This is a genomic window from Neobacillus sp. K501 (assembly GCF_053749995.1).
The window spans coordinates 41,827-60,588 of sequence record NZ_JBSLYA010000016.1 but is presented as its reverse complement, the minus strand read 5'-3'; the positions used below and the strand labels follow the sequence as shown (position 1 = coordinate 60,588).

The window sequence follows — 18,762 nt, the reverse complement described above, 5'->3', positions numbered from 1 at the left end:
GGATCAAACTCTCCAAGAAAGTTGATATAGCTCATAAAGTTACGTTGGCTTAGTTTCTATAGTAGAAACTAAAAATATTATTGTTTGTTGACGTTTTTGTTTGTTTAGTTTTCAAAGATCAATTTCTTTGTATCGCCGAGAGGCGACTTTATTAATATATCATCTCTACTTTGTAATGTCAACAACTTTTTTAACTTGTTGATGTACTTCAGCAGCGACGTTTATTAATATAACAAGATAACAACTAAAAGTCAACTGCGTTTATAAAAAAAATCATCTTTTTTTCTACCTCTTTTATCTTTCCTCATATATTTTAAGCATTCATTTGGTGAAGCAACCCTTCTAAATAAGGTAAACAATATCTTATAGCGCTCCTCCATGGCTCTTTTTACAATATGATCAATTCGCTCGTCTTTTAAGTCAAATAAGATTTCATCCATTTCACGTTTTATTAAGTATTCCATTTCCTTTACCTCTCTTGCGTTAATAAGAAGTCCTAACATTGAATCACCTCTTGAATTATCTAGTTATAGTAGTCTTTTCCATTTTAGTTATTTTTATAATACGATTTCTTAATCATATTATTAAAAAACCAGACATAAGTATGAGACAAGGAAGGTATTGGACGAGGTGGTAGAATGAATTTCTTTTTAGTATTCAGTGGAAAATCAGTCAAACAAGTTTTATTGGTTCTCATTGCCGCATTTTTTACTGCATTATTTTTGTTTATCGGAAACGTTTCGTTATCTCCGGTCTTTTCCACCAAGGATGGACCAAAAGCTGTCTATCGTGGTGAAAAAGACGTCGCCTTAACCTTTAATATCGGCTGGGGAGACGAAAAGGCAGAACCTATTTTGGATGTTTTACAGAAAGAAAATGTAAAATCAGCAACCTTCTTCTTAGCTGGTTCCTGGGCAGAGAGACATCCGGACATTGTTAATCGAATTGCAAAAGAAGGATTTGAAATTGGGATCCTCGGTTATAACTATGAGGATTACACAGAATTGGAAGATATGAAAATCGGCAAGGATATTGCGAAAGCGAAAGAAGCCTTTAGAAAGTTAAATATTAAAGATATTAAGCTCATGCGGGCACCAACTGGACATTTTGATGAGCGTGCATTAAAAATTGCCGAGCGCTACGGCTACTCCATGGTCCATTGGAGCGTGGATTCAAAGGATTGGACGAATCCTGGCGTTAACAAAATTGTGGAGAATGTGAAAAAGGCTGATAAAGGGGATATTATTCTTCTCCATGCTTCTGATGCAGCTAAACAAACAGCAAATGCATTGCCACAAATCCTAGCTGAGCTTCGCGCTAAAGGATTAAAGCCTATATCTGTTTCCGAAATGATTGCTAACGGAAATGTTGAGAGTAAAGAAATACAATAAAGAAAACAAAAAAACCGCCCATATTAAATGGACGGTTTTTTGTTCATTTTTCCTGCTTTGTTTTTCTTGTTAACCGACTTAGGAGAATCCGCAGCAAATTTTTGTCTTTCCTGCTGTGATTGTGTATTTAATTTATGGAGAATTAATAGTTGGTATGCGTTACATGCTAATAGTGAGAACAGCATGAGATACAACCAGCTTTTTTCATTTACCCGTAAAACAGGGTACCATTCAATAACCGTGACCACAATCATGAAGAATAGTGCCGGGATAAATGCCTCTCGATTTGTCTGTTTTGCTTTAAACCAGGCTGTAATCACAGAGACAATAAGTAATATGGCCGCTAGACCAATATAAGAAAAGAGATTTTCTCCTGCTTTTGCAAAGGTTTCATAGCGCAAATATACGAGATCAAATAAAACAAACAAGATTAACACGACTTGAACGCCATTCCAGAGGGACACTGACTTAAAGATTCCTAAGCCGAAACGATGAACGGTGAGGTAGGCGAAAAATCCCATTTGACTAACTACACTGAATAGAAAGCCCATAAAAATTAACCAAACAGTTGTTGATAAAATATCGATGACCTGAAAGTCCGTAAAATAATGCTGAAATTCATTCCAGCGAACAATAAAACCAAATAACGCAGTAGTAATCCCACCAATGAATAAAGTGGTCATAAACAGTCTTACCCAAATACGACTTGTCACACTTATTTCCTCCATCGTACAAAAATAAATTCCATACTGATTGTACCAATCCATTTATGAAAAATCCATATTTTCAATTTCTTCACGCATAATCTAGGGCATTTTTCTTCATCCTAAATCTTAAGGATTCTTATGTGAAAGGAGCTTATATTATGAAAGGGAAAATCCACATGCTCCTCTTACTCATCATCGTCTTCCTAAGCAGTTGTTCTCCTGCTGAATCAGGCAGCGGAGGGCAAGTAGATTATGAAGAAACGAAAAAAATGGTTGTCGATATTTTAAAAACCGATGATGGTAAGAAGGCCATTCAAGAAGTAATGTCCGATGACAAAATGAAAGAAAAGTTGGTAATGGACCAACAGGTAGTTGCCGATACGATTCAACAAACCCTTACTTCCGAGCAGGCAACCGAGTTTTGGAAAAAAACCTTTAACGATACAGAATTCGCCAAAGGTGTAGCAAAAAGCATGAGATCCGAAAATGAAGCACTACTAAAAGCTTTAATGAATGATCCAGAGTATAGAGGCATGATGATTGAGGTTTTTAAAGAGCCTGAAATTCAGAAGGAAATGGCAGATGCCCTTAAGAGTAAGGAGTACCGCGAACACTTGCAAAAGGTCATCTCAGAAACTTTAGAAAGTCCGCTATTCAAAGCAAAAATGGAGGAATTACTCCTAAAGGCCGCTGAAGAAACCAAAACCAAGGAAACTGAAAAAAGCTCTGAAGGTGAAAAGAGCGAAGAAGGCCAGTAACAAAGCATTGGGTAAGCTATCATCTAATAAGAAAAAAGCCTCTTCAGTTCAGTTTGAAGAGGCTTTTCCTATTCATTATTTATTTAGCAGACCAACCATTTTTTCAGCAATATCGAGATAGATCTTTCCTAATTGGTGATCTTCCTGATAAACAGACGGTGCGAAATCTTCCTCATTCCAATCTGGCTGATTTAATGGCAAGCGGCCTAGAACCTCTGAGTTTAATTCTTCGGCTAATTTATCACCGCCGCCTTTGCCAAATACGTATTCTTTTTCACCGGTAAGCTTACTTTCAAAATAAGCCATATTTTCAATAATTCCAAGGATTTCATGATCGGTTCTAAGCGCCATTGCCCCAGCACGAGCAGCGACAAAAGCAGCTGTCGGATGTGGTGTTGTAACAATCACTTCTTTACATGCTGGCAGCATCGAATGAACATCTAAGGCTACATCCCCTGTTCCTGGCGGCAGGTCTAGAAGTAAATAGTCGATATCTCCCCACTCTACTTCATTAAAAAAGCTGTTAAGCATTTTCCCTAACATTGGACCACGCCAAATGATTGGAGAATTGTCTTCCACAAAGAAGCCCATTGAAATGACCTTCACACCAAAACGCTCAACTGGAAGGATTTTTTCTCCTCTTACTACCGGTCTTTTCGTAATTCCCATCATGTCAGGAACACTAAAACCATAGATATCGGCATCCACTAGGCCAACCTTTTTTCCTAAGCGTGCTAATGCTACTGCAAGGTTAACAGACACCGTCGATTTCCCTACTCCGCCCTTACCGCTCGCAATGGCAATAAAGGTTGTATTACTTACTGGAGAAAGTAATCCTTTATCCTCTGTTCCACCTGCTGCTTGACGATGAGCCGCTAACACAGACTCCGGTAATTCATTGAAACGGATCCCGACTGTTTGAGCTCCCGCTTCTTTTAGTAAATTCACAATCTGTGTTTGCAGCTGTAATTGTTCGGAAGTTCCTGTTCTAGCGATTTGTACCTTGACACTGACATGGCCTTTTTCCTCTTTAATCTTAACTTCTTCAATAGCATTTAATTCTGCTAATGATTTATGTAAAAATGGTTCTTTTAAACTCCCTATTACTTCACGAACTTTCACTTCTGTCAACATGCTAAAAACACCTCACCTAATGAATTCGTTTCCAAGTTCAAGTATACCATATTCCCAATCAGAATCAGTTATCTGAATCACTATTAAAGATAACCCACAGACTGGCGAAAAAAATAGAAGGTGTTTCCACCTTCATTATTCCTCTTCTATTAATTCTTTCTCATTTGTAAAATAGCGGTTGATTCCCTGATAGATGGAGGCGGCTACTTTCTCTTGATAAGCTTCCTTTTTCAATTGTTCTCTCTCTGTTGGATTGGAAAGGAATCCTACCTCTACCAGCACTCCAGGCTTCTTTGCATGCTTTAATATATAAACTTGATTAATGGGTTTTGCTTTTCTTGTTGTATTTTCTAAATTTACCCGAAGTTCATCCTGAATAAATTTTGCCGCTTTAGCATTTTCCTTAAATTGAGGTGCATAAAAGGTTTGGGCGCCGCTCCACCTCGAGGATGGGATTGCATTTAGATGTATGCTGACAAAGAGATCATTGTCCGTGTTGTTGATCATCTTTAATCTTTTTTTCAAGTCCTCTACCTTGCGGCGGCTATACCCTCTAGTATCATCATCCGCTAAATCTTTATCGGTCTCTCTTGTCATCAACACTAGGGCACCTTGCTCCTGTAAATAATCCCTGACTTTTAAGGAAATATCAAGGGCAATATCTTTCTCGAGAGCATGTTTCGTTCCTGCTCCGCCATCTGGTCCACCGTGACCTGGATCAAGCAAGATGATTTTCCCAGACAAAGGAAGATTCCAGTTCTCCCCCCATGTATCTTCTTTGATAAAATCGTATTGCAAAATAAGAAATAAAAGTAATAAACCCACAGAAAAAACAATGACTTTTACTCTTTTCCTCGACAACCCCATCATTCCTTCCCGCTCGTCCCTGTTCAATTAACTATATGGGACAAGGGGGAAGTTTAGAACTTTTTGGTTAGTGAAGGCGAAGTTTATGACGCCGCTGCCCTTTATCAAATCCTTCTCTCCACCATACATCAATATAACCCTCACAGGAGTAGTAGAGAGATTCGCTCATGATGCCTTCACTGCCGCTTCCCCAATAAAGTAGAAAGTTATAGAGAGTATCGATTAAATGTTTCTCTTCTCGGAAACAACGTTTTCTTGCATCTTCAAGGGATTCTCCGTAATAGCCAAATTTACTAAATTTTGCCCCTAGCAAATACGCTTCAAGGGCAACATCATAACACGCTTCTTCTATTCCAGAATTCATAATAAAGCTCGAAGCAATATTTGATGAGCCAAAATAATGCTGTACTCGTTCTTTTAATGTTTTAACTGATAGTTCCTTAAGGACGGAGCGCTCATATTTTATTTGTTTATCGCGCCGCTTTTCTTTAAAGGTTGTGATAACATTCAATGCTTTTCACCTCTTAGAACTATTCTTCATCCCATAAAGCAAAGAAATGCAAAGTCCTAATCGTTTTCCATTGCCAATTTTTATCGTAAATTTTTCAACAAATTATTCAATAAAGGAACCTCAACCAGAATAGTTGTGAGTCAATGAGAAATGAATCATGCTCCCTTCGAAAAAGGAGGAATCGACTGTGCAGATTGTTTATTTTTCGGTAGAGAAATGCCCGTAATGCCAAAAAAGACAGTAATCAATGGTGATAGTAAGCAAAATAACGCAAATGGAGCGTAATCTAGAACAGATACTCCAAGGACTGAAGATAAAAATACCCCACAGACACTCCATGGCACAATAGGATTTACGACCGTTCCCGCATCCTCTAATACCCGTGATAGATGCTTTGGCTCCAAACCAGCCTTTTTGAAGTGGTCTTTAAAGGCATTACCAGGCAGCAAGATCGATAAGTATTGCTCTCCAAGAATAAAGTTAACCGCAATGGCCATTCCTGCCGTGGAACTGATTAATAAGGAGACGCGAGTTAATAGTTTTTCTACAAGTGATAATAGCGCAGGAATAATCCCTAACCGGAAAAGCAATCCTCCCATACTTAATGCCAGCAAGATCACACTTATGCTGAACATCATGCTCTCAAGCCCACCACGTGTCAGCATCGAGTCCACTTCATCTATACCGCTGTCGGACTTATAACCAGAATAAAGAAGTTCAAACAATCCTTTGGTGTCAATACCGCCGTTAATCCCAATAGAAATCAAAAGTGCCGAAACCGTTCCCGCTGAAAGTGCAGCAATGGCTGGTACCTTTTTTAGCGCCAGTATGACTAAGACAAACAATGGGAGAAGTGAGTACCAATGGACAAGATTTAAATCGGTTAAGGTCTCTTTAATTAGTCCCATCTGTTTAAGACTTTCTGCTGTTTCTCTTGGTGAAAGCAGCAGATAAATAAAAAATGATAAAATAAACGCCGGGATGGTTGTCCATGACATGTTTTTAATATGGTCAAATAAATCGGCACCAGCCACGCTAGCAGCAAGGGTTGTCGTATCGGATAGAGGTGACATTTTATCACCAAAGAATGCCCCTGAAACAACTGCTCCTGCTGTGATAACAGGTGACACGCCCAGTGCGCTGCTGGCTCCAACAAAAGCCACTCCCAATGTTGCCGCTGTTGTTAAAGAACTCCCAATGCTAAGACCGATAATAGCTGTTGCAACAAAAACGATTGCGTAGAAAAATTTACCCGAAACTAGATCTACAGCTAAATAGATAAATGTCGGAATCGTTCCACTCGCCATCCAGCTAGAGATTAGCATCCCGATGAAAAAGAAGATCATCACAGCTGCTATTCCGGATTTAGCTCCATCCGCCATTGATGCTTCCAAATCCTTAAAACTCACCCTTTTAATTGCACCGTATACGAATAACAGAGCAATACCTGTCATGATAGCAATATGCGGAACTACTTTAATCGCGATAATTAAATATCCTACCACTCCTAGTAAAAGGGCAGTTATGAAAGCCGCTTCCAGTGGTTTGATTTGCAGTACTTTTTGATCTTGAAGCATAAAAATCCCCCCTATAATCCGTAAAAATAAACGCAAAAAGACCCTTCGTCTTTAGGGACGAAAGGATTCCGCGGTACCACCCTATTTGACAAGGAATAATCCCTGCCCACTCAATGAGAATGCCCGTTCAAGACAGCTGTAATTCGATATTATCATTGCCCAGTTTTCCACCTTCCAACTGGTCTCTTTATGCTGCGAATGATAACTCTACTAAAACTGTAGGCACAATATTTACTTTTTCACTAAAACGCTTTTAAGCGTTAAAGTGTGTATGCAAATACTATACACTGATTATTTTATTATGTCTACAATAATATTTTCCTGTACAAAAAAAGACCCCCAACCAAAATGGTTGAGAGCCTTTGTACGTTCGCAAAAATTAACGCTTTGAGAACTGAGGCGCACGACGAGCACCTTTAAGACCGTATTTCTTACGTTCTTTCATACGTGCATCACGAGTTAATAATCCAGCGCGCTTTAATGTTGGACGGAATTCTGGGTCAGCTTGAAGTAATGCGCGAGCAATACCGTGGCGGATTGCGCCAGCTTGACCAGTGTATCCACCGCCGCTTACGTTTACAAGAACATCGTAGCTGCCTTTTGTTTCAGTAGCTACTAATGGTTGGTTAACAACCACACGTAAAGCTTCAAATGGGATATAATCTTCGATGTCACGTCCGTTAACTACGATTTTACCTGTTCCTGGAACTAAGCGCACACGTGCGACAGAGCTCTTACGACGACCAGTACCAATATATTGAACTTGTGCCAAGTTAATTCCCTCCCTCTTTATTAACCGCGAAGTTCGTAAACTTCAGGTTGTTGTGCTTGGTGTGGATGTTCAGCACCAGCATATACATGTAATTTTTTGAACATTTGACGGCCAAGAGAATTCTTTGGAAGCATACCTTTAACAGCAAGCTCGATCATTTTCTCAGCATAGTTCGTACGCATTTCAAGAGCAGTTCTTTGCTTTAAACCACCTGGATGCATAGTGTGACGGTAGTAGATCTTGTCAGTTAATTTTTTACCTGTTAATTCTACTTTAGAAGCGTTAAGAATGATCACATGATCACCAGTGTCAACATGTGGAGTAAAAGTTGGTTTGTTTTTACCACGTAAGATTGAAGCTACTTCAGAAGCAAGACGTCCAAGAGTTTTGCCCTCAGCATCAATCACGTACCATTTACGCTCGATATTGTTGGCGTTAGCCATAAACGTTGTACGCATGAGTTTCCCTCCTAAATTAAATCCATTTATTTTCGCACCATCATCGGCAGTCTCCGTTCGATTCTGTTCCGGGAATCAACGTTAATGCCGCTGTGCGGTCAATTTTCGTTTCATATATTTTCAATCACGATGAAGACTTTCCGGGGCTTTATCGTGGGATTAAAAACACGCACATATAATATAATAAATACCTTGGGTCAAAATGTCAAGAAGATGTTACACCAGGTTAGGTTGTTTTAATAAAAAACTTTATAATGACCTTGGATTCGCTATTTACACATATTCGGGCATTATAAACCCTTTATAATGACCATGTTCCAGCTTTTTAAACATATTCGGGCATTATGAACCCTTTATAATGACCATGTTCCAGCTTTTTAAACATATTCGGGCATTATGAACCCTTTATAATGACCATGTTCAGCTTTTTCACATATTCGGGCATTATAAACCCTTTATAATGACCATGTTCCAGCTTTTTAAACATATTGGGCATTATGAACCCTTTATAATGACCATGTTCCAGCTTTTTAAACATATTCGGGCATTATGAACCCTTTATAATGACCATGTACCAGCTATTTACACATATTCGGGCATTATGAACCCTTTATAATGACCATGTTCCAGCTATTTACACATATTCGGGCATTATGAACCCTTTATAATGACCATGTACCAGCTTTTACGCGTTTCGGGGCATTATAACCCTTATGAAGCTTCGATTCTCTCCAATGCCTTAATAAAACACTTCCCAAAGATACAAACCATTCGCTGGTGCTGTTTTACCGGCAAAGCGACGGTCTTTTTTTTCTAGGATATCCAATATTTCAGCTGGTTTACGATCACCTGATCCGACTTCTAATAAAGTCCCTACCAAAATCCGAACCATATTATATAAAAATCCGTTACCAACAAAGCGGAAGCTCAAACTCTGTCCCTCTTGTCGAATCTCAATCGCCTCTATTGTCCGAACCTTATCTTCAATTTCTGTCTTTGCAGAACAAAAACTAGAAAAATCATGTGTCCCTAGTAAATATTGGCTTGCCTTATTCATGAGGGCAATATCCAATGGATAAGGAAAATGATAAGCAAAATTTCGTTGAAAGGGATCCCTTTTCCTTGATAGATAGAGAAAATAACGATATTCCTTGCCGCTCGCATCAAATCGTGCATGGAAAGTCTCACTGGCTTTTTCCACTTTTAAAACCGAAATATCATCAGGCAGCAAGGAATTAAGTGCCAACTCCCATTTATCCTCAGAAATAGGCAATGGTGAATTAAAGTGGATGACCTGCCCTTTCGCATGAACGCCTGCATCCGTTCTTCCAGATGCAGAGACTTTCACATTCTCCCCTTTATGCATTTTTGATAATACTGCTTCAAAATCGCTCTGAACCGTCCGCTTATTTGGCTGGACTTGATAGCCAGAAAATCGCGTTCCATCGTAGGCAATTATGCATTTATAGCGCTGCATCGTTTCGCTCCATTATGACCTTAATAGGATTAATAGTATTGTTAAAATGGCAAGAATGACTAGCTGGAGCGAATCCGCAAAACGCCAGCTTAATTGGCGGAATTTAGTCCTGCCTTCACCGCCGCGATATCCCCTTGCTTCCATCGCCACCGCAAGCTCTTCAGCCCGTTTAAAAGAGCTGACAAACAATGGGATCAATAAAGGAATAACCGCTTTAATTCGCTCTTTAATCGGCCCGCTGGCAAACTCTACTCCGCGAGCAATCTGGGCTTTCATAATCTTGTCGGTTTCCTGCATTAACGTCGGAATAAATCGTAAAGAAATCGACATCATTAACGCCATTTCATGAACCGGAAAGCGAACCTTTTTCAATGGATTGAGAAGAGTTTCCAAACCATCTGTTATCTCAATCGGTGTTGTCGTTAATGTCAACAAAGATGTCATCAGGATTAAGAAAAAGAATCTCAATGAAATGAAAATCCCCTGTCTAACCCCTTCTTCGTAAATCTTTATGGGACCCAGTTCATATAGCAAGCTTCCTTCTCTCGTAAAAAACACCTGTAATAGTAAGGTTAAGATGACTAACCAAATAACCGGTTTTAAGCCAGCATACAAAAAACGAACGGGAATACGGGATAATCCAAGCATAAGGAATGTATAAATACCAATAAGTACATAAGTGATCCAATTATTTGCAAAGAAAATGATACAAACAAATAGGAAAATCACCATTAATTTAGACCGAGGATCCAACCGGTGAATCAAAGAATCGGCAGGAACATATCTTCCGAAGATCATTTTCTCCATCATACGCGAACACCTCTGCTTATCAAGTCTGCCACAGCAGAGGATAGTTGTTCAGTTGAAAGATAGGTTCTATCTAGCTTAATACCCATTCGTTCCTCGAGCTTTAACTGAAAACGGACAACCTCTGGAACATCAAGTCCCATTTGCAGCAAATCCTCTGCTGAGGAGAATATTTCTTCTGGTGTCCCCTGTTTCACAACCTGGCCTTGCTGCATAATCACAATTTGATCGGCATATTTTGCAGCATCCTCCATACTGTGTGTGACTAATATAGTTGAAAGGTTTCTTTCCTTATGGAGCTGATAAAACATATCCATAATTTCCTTACGCCCACGAGGATCTAAACCAGCAGTCGGCTCATCGAGAACAATCACATCCGGCTCCATTGCAAGAACTCCGGCAATTGCCACACGACGCATTTGTCCACCTGATAAGTCAAACGGCGACTTTTGTAACATTTCCTCGTTTAGGCCAACCTGACTTAGGGCATGCCGAGCCCGTTCCTTAGCCTTCGATTCCGACACACCAAAATTCATCGGTCCAAAAATAATATCCTTTTCAACCGTTTCTTCAAACAATTGATGCTCTGGAAATTGAAAAACAATCCCTACCCGTTGGCGGATTTTCTTTAAATCACGGTTCTTTTGCTTCGCTATGACCTCATGATCACCAATCACTACTGTACCCTCAGTTGGCTGAAGAAGCGCATTTAAATGCTGAAGAACCGTTGACTTACCAGATCCTGTGTGACCGATTAACGCCATATAGGTGCCAGATGGTATGTCGATGCATACATCCTTAATCGCCAAGCGCTCAAACGGAGTGTTTGCTTGATAACGGTACTCTACATTTTTAAGCGAGATATCCATAACTCATTCACCAACTCTTCTTCCGATAAATAGTGCTTCGATAAATCAAATCCCTTTTGGCGGAAAGCCTTGCTCATTTTAACAGAGAAAGGGATATCAAGTCCTAAGCGAACAAGCTCCTCATCCATCGCAAAAATTTGCTCAGGTGTTCCTTCGCGATATACTTCACCTTGGTTCATAACGATAATCCGATCTGCCTTAGCCGCCTCTTCTAAATCATGTGTAATCGAAATGACCGTAAGGGATTTTTCAGCTTTTAATTCGCGCACCGTTTCCAAGACTTCTTCCCTTCCCCGGGGATCAAGCATGGATGTTGCCTCGTCTAAGATGATAATCGATGGTCTTAAAGCAAGGACTCCCGCAATCGCGACACGCTGCTTTTGACCTCCGGATAGATGGTGGGGCTCTTGATTGAGAAAATGATCCATTTTGACCTTTTTCAACGAGTCTTGAACCCTAAGGACCATTTCATCCCTTGGTATACCATGGTTTTCTAAACCAAAAGCCACATCATCCTGTACAGTCGTTCCAACAAACTGGTTATCCGGATTTTGAAAGACCATCCCCAATTTCTTGCGAACATCCCAAATGGACTCTTCGGTTAATGTGATCCCGCAAACAGAAATTTCACCGTGCTGAGGGAACTGTAAACCATTTAACAGCTTAGCCATCGTCGATTTACCCGAACCATTATGTCCGCATATCGCTAACCATTCACCTTCATATATATCAATATTCACTTGATTGAGTGCATTCTTTTCCTGAGATTCATAACTAAAAGAAACATCCCTAAGGGACACGATTGCTTTTTTCATCACAGATTCACCTCTCGTCTATGCTACTCTCTCTCTTCTCGACTCTTAGAATATAAAGAAAACTTGGCTAGCGCCAAGCTGATAGTCGCAGGCGATTGCCTAGTTGCCCTTATACTTAATTCTAAAAAAATTTTATACTTTCTTAACGTACAAAAAAAGCCTGCACCTCGACCCTTAGCAGAAACACGCGTTCACTGCTAACATAAACGAAATTTCTTAAAAAAGAAATGGGAGGAGGTGCATGAGCTAGACGAGTCGTGAAAAAGATGTATGTCATCTTTCCAAGGAAGAAAATACTTTTCCTAAAGGGCCCATTGAATTTGGGTCACGCTCATCATAACACTCTTTTTGGCTTGGTTCGTATACTATTTACTTTGGTTACAGAAAAAGGGCAGAGAACAAGTTTGAATGTAAACTGTCCAGCGCCCTTGTTGTCTGTTAAAAGGTATTAAACTAACTCGATGATAACCATTGGCGCACCGTCACCGCGGCGAGGTCCAAGTTTCATAATACGAGTGTATCCACCTTGGCGCTCTGCATAACGAGGAGCGATATCAGTGAAAAGTTTTTGTAGCGCATCTTGACCTGACTCTACGTTTGCAACTTCATTACGAACGTAAGAAGCAGCTTGACGGCGAGCATGTAAGTCACCACGTTTACCTAAAGTGATCATTTTTTCAACAGTCCCACGAAGTTCCTTCGCGCGAGTTTCTGTTGTTTCAATGCGCTCATTGATAATTAAGTCTGTAGTTAAATCACGTAGCATAGCTTTACGCTGTGCACTTGTGCGTCCTAACTTTCTGTATGCCATGAAGGGTTCCCTCCTTTGTTGAAGTCATTAAACAGGATTATTTAGCTGCAGGAACAACTTAGTCGTCCTTGCGTAAGCCTAATCCAAGCTCTTCTAGTTTTGCTTTCACTTCTTCAAGTGATTTGCGGCCTAAGTTACGTACCTTCATCATATCTTCTTCAGTCTTATTTGCTAATTCCTGAACAGTGTTGATTCCCGCACGCTTTAAGCAGTTATATGAACGAACTGATAAATCAAGTTCTTCGATTGTCATTTCAAGGACTTTTTCTTTTTGGTCCTCTTCTTTTTCAATCATAATCTCAGCATTTTGTGCTTCGTCAGTTAAACCAACAAAGATATTCAAATGCTCGGTCAAAATCTTCGAACCAAGAGCAATCGCTTCTTTTGGCCCAGTGCTTCCATCTGTCCAAACATCTAGCGTTAGCTTATCATAATTTGTCATTTGACCTACACGAGTATTTTCTACTTGATATGACACACGAGCAACTGGCGTATAAATAGAGTCGATCGGAATCACACCAATTGGTTGGTCCTCACGCTTATTTTGGTCAGCCGGAGTATATCCACGACCACGCTTAGCTGTTAAACGCATGCGAAGATGTCCATTTGAAGATAATGTTGCAATATGAAGATCTGGATTTAAAATCTCTACATCGCTGTCGTGAGTAATATTACCCGCTTTTACAGCACCTTCACCCTGCACATCAATTTCAAGTGTTTTTTCTTCATCAGAGTAGATTTTTAAAGCTAATTTTTTAATGTTCAAAATGATGGATGTTACATCCTCTACGACGCCTTCAATTGTTGAGAACTCATGAAGTACCCCATCGACCTGAATCGATGTAACAGCGGCACCTGGGAGTGAAGATAATAGGATACGACGTAAGGAGTTACCCAAAGTGGTACCATATCCACGCTCAAGTGGCTCTACGACGAACTTCCCGTACTTGGCATCATCGTTGATCTCAACCGTTTCGATTTTTGGTTTTTCTATTTCGATCATCAAATAACCCTCCTTCAAAACGTCGAAACCTCGATTAGTTAATGACTAACCGAAATTCCCCCATGTATACGTTCCCGTTTTGTGCACAACAACTGGAATAAATCTTCTGTATAAACGGAAAAAATTAGTATCATATCCATTATAGACAGGGATACAAAATGCTATACAGAAAAATTAAACACGACGGCGTTTTGGTGGACGGCATCCGTTATGAGGAACTGGAGTAACATCTTTGATTGCAGTTACTTCAAGTCCTGCAGCTTGAAGAGCACGAATAGCAGCCTCACGACCTGCACCAGGTCCTTTAACTGTAACTTCTAAAGTTTTCATTCCGTGTTCGATTGATGTCTTAGCAGCAGTTTCTGCAGCCATTTGCGCAGCGAATGGAGTAGATTTACGAGAACCTTTAAATCCAAGCGCACCAGCACTAGACCATGAAATTGCATTACCATGAACATCAGTAATAGTTACGATAGTATTGTTAAAAGTTGAACGGATATGGGCAATACCAGATTCAATATTCTTTTTAACACGACGTTTACGTGTATTCGTTTTACGTGCCATTTAAATTAACCTCCTTTGCCGATTACTTCTTCTTGTTCGCAACAGTCTTACGAGGACCTTTGCGTGTACGAGCGTTGTTTTTCGTATTTTGTCCACGAACCGGTAAACCACGACGATGACGTAATCCGCGGTAGCAGCCGATCTCCATTAAACGCTTAATGTTAAGAGAAATTTCACGGCGAAGGTCACCTTCAACTTTTAGTTTGTCGATGATATCACGGATTTTGTTTAATTCGTCTTCTGTTAAATCACGCACACGAGTATTTTCAGAAACACCAGCTTCTGCAAGAACTTTTTGTGCAGTATTTTTACCAATACCATAAATGTAAGTTAAAGAGATAACTACACGCTTTTCACGTGGAATATCTACACCAGCAATACGTGCCATTAGTTAGCGCACCTCCTTCAAGATTAACCTTGTTTTTGTTTATGTTTAGGGTTTTCACAGATAACCATGACTTTACCGCGTCTACGGATAACTTTGCACTTTTCGCAGATCGGTTTAACAGATGGTCTTACTTTCATTATCCTAACCTCCTTAGTAGTACGGAGTGCAAGCAGATTATTTAAAGCGGTAAGTAATTCTTCCGCGTGTTAAGTCATATGGAGAAAGCTCAACAGTAACTTTGTCACCCGGAAGGATTCGAATGAAGTGCATTCGGATTTTACCAGAAACATGAGCTAGCACGGTATGACCATTTTCTAATTCTACCTTAAACATGGCATTTGGCAAAGTTTCAATGACTTTACCTTCAATTTCAATTACATCATCCTTGGCCATCAGTCTCGTCTCCCTTCTCATTTCAAATGTAGTGTTTGGAAATGTAAAGCAAATCTTCTCATTCGTACGACATAGCAACCTTATAATTCTACCATAAGGTTTGTCTTCTGTCCGCAAGTTTTTCTACATATTTAGGAATTTTTGATTCCACATGTAATTCTTGCCCAACTCTCGGTCCTACATACTCAGTACAATAGAAAAGCCATTTGCCTTCACATACTTTTGAATCTAATGGAAGAGATGTTCGAGAGTCGCTCGCACGGTTTACTCATGATCATTAATGTAAATCCTTAAGCAATTGCTCGATATCAGCAAATACCTTTTTAATATCTTGCTGACCATCAATCGTGCGAAGATAGCCTTTTGTTTCATAGAAAGTTAGTAATGGTTCTTGTTGTTTGATATTTACGTCTAATCGATTTTGAACCGTTTCAGCATTATCATCGGCTCTTTGATAGAGTTCTCCGCCACATTTATCGCAAGTACCCTCTTTTGTAGGAGGATTAAATACTAAATGATAGGTTGAACCGCAATCTTTACAAATACGACGCCCAGTCAACCGCTCCATTAATATACTTTTGTCCACACTAATATTGATTACATAATCAATTTTTTTATCTAATTCAGATAAAAGTGTTTCTAATGCATCTGCTTGAGGTACAGTTCTAGGAAAGCCATCAAGTAAGAAGCCTTTTTGGCAGTCATCTTTACTTAATCGTTCACGAACAATGCCAATTGTTACTTCATCAGGAACAAGTTCACCTTTGTCCATGAAGGATTTAGCCTGCATGCCTAGTTCCGTTCCTTCTTTCATCGCTGCACGGAACATATCTCCAGTAGAGATATGAGGGATGCCGTATTGTTCGACGATTTGTTCAGCTTGAGTACCTTTACCAGCACCCGGAAGCCCCATTAATACTAAATTCACACGTGTTCCCCCTCGTGCTATAAATGGGTTTTTAGGGCCCTCGAGGGAGGTCCCGTAAAACCTTTTATTTTATAAAACCTTTATAGTGACGTTTAACTAGTTGTGCTTCAAGCTGTTTCATTGTATCAAGTGCAACACCGACCACGATGAGTAAGCTCGTTCCCCCAATTTGTGCTGTTTGTGGAAGATTGGCAATGTTAATAAAGAAAATTGGCAATACCGCAATAACAGTAAGGAAGAGTGCACCAACAAACGTTAAACGATATAATACTCGAGTTAAATATTCTTGTGTACTCTTACCTGGTCTAATCCCAGGAATATAACCGCTTTGTTTTTGCAGGTTTTCAGCAGCTTGCTCAGGATTAACCTGAATGAAAGCATAGAAATAAGTAAAAGCAATAATTAGTGCTGCGTAAAGGATCATTCCGATTGGCTGGGAATAATCTAATTCTCTTGTAATCCAAAGTGTTACATCATTTTGTGGAAAAAATGAAGCAATCGTTCTTGGCGTCACAATAAAAGACACGGCAAAAATTACCGGAATAACTCCCGCTGCATTCACTTTTAACGGCATATGAGTAGATTGTTGTCCTGTTGTTCCACGACCGTTAACAGAACGTTGTTTTGCATATTGAATTGGGATTTTTCTTGTCGCTTGTTGGATAAAAATAACCCCAACAACAATTGCAACGACTGCGAGTGCAATCAGTGCAACTGTAACAATATTCAAGAACAACTTATCACCAGCGTTTTCAAACTGCTGTACATAAATCTGATTAATAGTTGTAGGAATACTCGCAACGATACCGGCGAAGATGATGATGGAAATACCATTACCAACACCTTTTTCAGTAATTTGCTCACCTACCCATAATAAAAAGGCAGTACCTGCAGTTAACACAACAGCAATTAGTAGGTAAGTACCTAGAGATGGATTTTGAATTAACTGACCACCGGCCATGCTATTAAATCCGTAGGACATACCCATTGCTTGAATAAATCCAAGCACGATTGTAAAGTATCGGGTAAACTGTGCTAACTTACGTCGACCAGCATCCCCTTGTTTTGACCATTCCGTAAACTTCGGAACAACATCCATCTGTAAAAGCTGAATGATAATGGAAGCAGTGATATAAGGCATAATACCCATGGCTAAGATGGAGAAGTTTTGCAACGCTCCACCACCAAAGGTATTTAAGATACCGAAAACACTTAGTTTGTCCTGTGCTGCCAAAATATCAGCATTTACACCCGGAACTGGAATGAAACTGCCAAGTCGAAATACGACCAGCATTAAAAGGGTGTAAACTATCTTTTTTCTAATTTCACCCACGCGCATAAAATTGGAGATTGTCTGGAACATTAGATCACCTCAGTAGTTCCACCTACAGCTTCGATTGCTTCTTTGGCGGTAGAGGAGAATTTATGAGCTTTAACAGTAAGTTTTTTCTCAACGTTCCCTTTTGCTAGAATTTTAATTCCAGCTTTTTCATTCTTAACAACGCCTGTTTCGATAAGAAGTTCTGGAGTAACTTCTGTACCATCTTCAAAGCGGTTAAGAGCATCAAGGTTAACAACCGCATAGTCTTTACGGTTAATGTTTGTAAAACCACGTTTTGGTAAACGACGGAATAAAGGTGTTTGACCACCCTCGAAACCAAGACGGACACCTCCGCCGGAACGAGCGTTTTGACCTTTATGACCTTTACCAGCAGTCTTACCTTGACCAGAACCGATACCGCGTCCTAAGCGTTTACGTTCTTTACGAGAACCTTCCGCAGGTTTTAGTTCATGAAGTTTCATATTGGCACCTCCTTATGAAAGAAAACAATCTCTTATTGTTCTTTAACTGTTACAAGGTGAGCAACTTTGGTAATCATACCGCGAATAGCAGCATTATCTTGATGCTCAACTGTTTGATTTAATTTACGTAATCCAAGAGCAGTAACTGTTTTACGTTGGTCCTCAGAACGACCAATGACGCTGCGAGTGAGGGTAACTAATAGTTTATTTGCCATTTGATTTCCCTCCTTATCCTAACAGTTCTTCTACTGACTTACCACGTAATTTAGCTACGTCTTCAGCACGTTTTAGTTGTTTTAAACCATCGATTGTAGCACGTACCATGTTAATTGGAGTGTTTGTTCCTAAAGATTTAGAAAGGATATCTTGCACCCCGCCTAATTCTAGGACCGCACGTACTGGACCACCAGCGATAACTCCTGTACCTTCAGAAGCAGGCTTAAGAAGGATTTCGCCAGCACCGAAACGTCCAATTACTTGGTGAGGAACAGTTGTTCCAACCATTGGTACTTCGACTAAGTTTTTCTTCGCGTCTTCGATTGCTTTACGAATTGCATCTGGTACTTCTTGAGCTTTACCAGTACCGAAGCCAACATGACCGTTTTTATCACCAACTACTACTAGAGCAGAGAAGCGAAAACGACGACCACCCTTAACAACTTTCGCAACACGGTTAACCGTTACTACGCGTTCTTCTAGTTCAAGTTTGTTTGGATCAATACGACGTAT

General features: G+C 39.9%; 25 protein-coding genes. 2 read left to right on the top strand and 23 right to left on the bottom strand.

All coding sequences use genetic code 11. The features are described from left to right. Positions 1–251: 251 nt before the first annotated feature. On the bottom strand, positions 252–503 hold the full coding sequence (locus tag ACWM35_RS23755; protein ID WP_454821372.1) for a hypothetical protein: 252 nt from the start codon (positions 501–503) through the stop codon (positions 252–254). Between the two features lie 135 nt (positions 504–638). Between ACWM35_RS23755 and pdaB the strand changes: the two genes are divergently transcribed. Continuing rightward, positions 639–1,391 (top strand): polysaccharide deacetylase family sporulation protein PdaB, encoded by a 753-nt coding sequence (pdaB, locus tag ACWM35_RS23750; RefSeq protein ID WP_454821371.1) that lies wholly within the window; start codon positions 639–641, stop codon positions 1,389–1,391. Between the two features lie 23 nt (positions 1,392–1,414). Here the strand turns inward: pdaB and ACWM35_RS23745 are convergent, their stop codons facing one another. After that, positions 1,415–2,104 carry a KinB-signaling pathway activation protein gene (locus ACWM35_RS23745; RefSeq protein WP_454821370.1) on the bottom strand — a complete coding sequence of 230 codons (690 nt, stop codon included), beginning with the start codon at positions 2,102–2,104 and terminating at the stop codon, positions 1,415–1,417. A gap of 152 nt (positions 2,105–2,256) precedes the next feature. Between ACWM35_RS23745 and gerD the strand changes: the two genes are divergently transcribed. Then, positions 2,257–2,856, top strand: coding sequence for a spore germination lipoprotein GerD (gene gerD, locus ACWM35_RS23740; protein WP_454821369.1), 600 nt, complete (start codon positions 2,257–2,259; stop codon positions 2,854–2,856). Positions 2,857–2,931: 75 nt separating this feature from the next. Here the strand turns inward: gerD and ACWM35_RS23735 are convergent, their stop codons facing one another. The 21 genes from ACWM35_RS23735 to rpsE all read right to left on the bottom strand — a co-directional run bounded on the left by ACWM35_RS23735 (position 2,932) and on the right by rpsE (position 18,762). Next, the gene (locus ACWM35_RS23735; RefSeq protein ID WP_454821368.1) at positions 2,932–3,990 is read right to left on the bottom strand and encodes an Mrp/NBP35 family ATP-binding protein; all 1,059 of its coding nucleotides are present in this window, start codon (positions 3,988–3,990) and stop codon (positions 2,932–2,934) included. A 135-nt stretch (positions 3,991–4,125) separates the two neighbouring features. After that, positions 4,126–4,851, bottom strand: a complete 726-nt coding sequence (gene cwlD / locus ACWM35_RS23730) for an N-acetylmuramoyl-L-alanine amidase CwlD (RefSeq protein WP_454821367.1) — start codon at positions 4,849–4,851, stop codon at positions 4,126–4,128. 73 nt (positions 4,852–4,924) lie between these two features. Then, positions 4,925–5,368 (bottom strand): YbaK family protein, encoded by a 444-nt coding sequence (locus tag ACWM35_RS23725; RefSeq protein WP_454821366.1) that lies wholly within the window; start codon positions 5,366–5,368, stop codon positions 4,925–4,927. A gap of 155 nt (positions 5,369–5,523) precedes the next feature. Continuing rightward, positions 5,524–6,945 carry a Na+/H+ antiporter NhaC gene (gene nhaC / locus ACWM35_RS23720; protein ID WP_454821365.1) on the bottom strand — a complete coding sequence of 474 codons (1,422 nt, stop codon included), beginning with the start codon at positions 6,943–6,945 and terminating at the stop codon, positions 5,524–5,526. Positions 6,946–7,324: 379 nt separating this feature from the next. Further along, positions 7,325–7,717: a 30S ribosomal protein S9 gene (gene rpsI, locus ACWM35_RS23715; RefSeq protein WP_454821364.1), complete on the bottom strand. Its 393-nt coding sequence runs from the start codon at positions 7,715–7,717 to the stop codon at positions 7,325–7,327. Positions 7,718–7,737: 20 nt separating this feature from the next. Continuing rightward, positions 7,738–8,175, bottom strand: a complete 438-nt coding sequence (rplM, locus tag ACWM35_RS23710) for a 50S ribosomal protein L13 (RefSeq protein WP_454821363.1) — start codon at positions 8,173–8,175, stop codon at positions 7,738–7,740. 739 nt (positions 8,176–8,914) lie between these two features. Then, on the bottom strand, positions 8,915–9,652 hold the full coding sequence (gene truA, locus ACWM35_RS23705) for a tRNA pseudouridine(38-40) synthase TruA (protein WP_454821362.1): 738 nt from the start codon (positions 9,650–9,652) through the stop codon (positions 8,915–8,917). Positions 9,653–9,664: 12 nt separating this feature from the next. Further along, positions 9,665–10,462, bottom strand: a complete 798-nt coding sequence (locus ACWM35_RS23700; protein ID WP_454821361.1) for an energy-coupling factor transporter transmembrane component T family protein — start codon at positions 10,460–10,462, stop codon at positions 9,665–9,667. Next, positions 10,459–11,328 (bottom strand): energy-coupling factor ABC transporter ATP-binding protein, encoded by an 870-nt coding sequence (locus ACWM35_RS23695; protein WP_454821360.1) that lies wholly within the window; start codon positions 11,326–11,328, stop codon positions 10,459–10,461. The genes ACWM35_RS23700 and ACWM35_RS23695 overlap by 4 nt, the downstream gene beginning before the upstream one ends. Further along, a complete protein-coding gene (locus ACWM35_RS23690) occupies positions 11,304–12,143 on the bottom strand; it encodes an energy-coupling factor ABC transporter ATP-binding protein (protein WP_454821359.1) in 840 nt (279 codons plus the stop codon). Before ACWM35_RS23690 ends, ACWM35_RS23695 begins: the two co-directional genes overlap by 25 nt. Positions 12,144–12,591: 448 nt before the next feature. Then, entirely contained in the window at positions 12,592–12,954 is a 363-nt protein-coding gene (gene rplQ / locus ACWM35_RS23685) for a 50S ribosomal protein L17 (protein ID WP_454821358.1), read from the bottom strand. A gap of 58 nt (positions 12,955–13,012) precedes the next feature. After that, the gene (locus tag ACWM35_RS23680) at positions 13,013–13,957 is read right to left on the bottom strand and encodes a DNA-directed RNA polymerase subunit alpha (RefSeq protein WP_454821357.1); all 945 of its coding nucleotides are present in this window, start codon (positions 13,955–13,957) and stop codon (positions 13,013–13,015) included. Between the two features lie 174 nt (positions 13,958–14,131). Beyond that, positions 14,132–14,521 (bottom strand): 30S ribosomal protein S11, encoded by a 390-nt coding sequence (rpsK, locus tag ACWM35_RS23675; protein ID WP_026574109.1) that lies wholly within the window; start codon positions 14,519–14,521, stop codon positions 14,132–14,134. Between the two features lie 22 nt (positions 14,522–14,543). Beyond that, a complete protein-coding gene (rpsM, locus tag ACWM35_RS23670; protein ID WP_166243776.1) occupies positions 14,544–14,909 on the bottom strand; it encodes a 30S ribosomal protein S13 in 366 nt (121 codons plus the stop codon). Between the two features lie 23 nt (positions 14,910–14,932). Next, complete coding sequence (gene rpmJ, locus ACWM35_RS23665; RefSeq protein ID WP_000868344.1) at positions 14,933–15,046, bottom strand: 50S ribosomal protein L36; 114 nt, start codon at positions 15,044–15,046, stop codon at positions 14,933–14,935. Between the two features lie 37 nt (positions 15,047–15,083). Beyond that, a complete protein-coding gene (gene infA, locus ACWM35_RS23660; protein ID WP_007085268.1) occupies positions 15,084–15,302 on the bottom strand; it encodes a translation initiation factor IF-1 in 219 nt (72 codons plus the stop codon). Between the two features lie 277 nt (positions 15,303–15,579). Next, positions 15,580–16,230: an adenylate kinase gene (locus tag ACWM35_RS23655; protein WP_454821356.1), complete on the bottom strand. Its 651-nt coding sequence runs from the start codon at positions 16,228–16,230 to the stop codon at positions 15,580–15,582. Positions 16,231–16,294: 64 nt separating this feature from the next. Further along, positions 16,295–17,593, bottom strand: coding sequence for a preprotein translocase subunit SecY (gene secY, locus ACWM35_RS23650; RefSeq protein WP_454821355.1), 1,299 nt, complete (start codon positions 17,591–17,593; stop codon positions 16,295–16,297). Then, positions 17,593–18,033 carry a 50S ribosomal protein L15 gene (gene rplO, locus ACWM35_RS23645; RefSeq protein ID WP_454821354.1) on the bottom strand — a complete coding sequence of 147 codons (441 nt, stop codon included), beginning with the start codon at positions 18,031–18,033 and terminating at the stop codon, positions 17,593–17,595. The genes secY and rplO overlap by 1 nt, the downstream gene beginning before the upstream one ends. Before the next feature lie 32 nt (positions 18,034–18,065). After that, a complete protein-coding gene (rpmD, locus tag ACWM35_RS23640; RefSeq protein ID WP_454821353.1) occupies positions 18,066–18,248 on the bottom strand; it encodes a 50S ribosomal protein L30 in 183 nt (60 codons plus the stop codon). 13 nt (positions 18,249–18,261) lie between these two features. After that, positions 18,262–18,762 (bottom strand): 30S ribosomal protein S5, encoded by a 501-nt coding sequence (rpsE, locus tag ACWM35_RS23635; RefSeq protein ID WP_263325245.1) that lies wholly within the window; start codon positions 18,760–18,762, stop codon positions 18,262–18,264.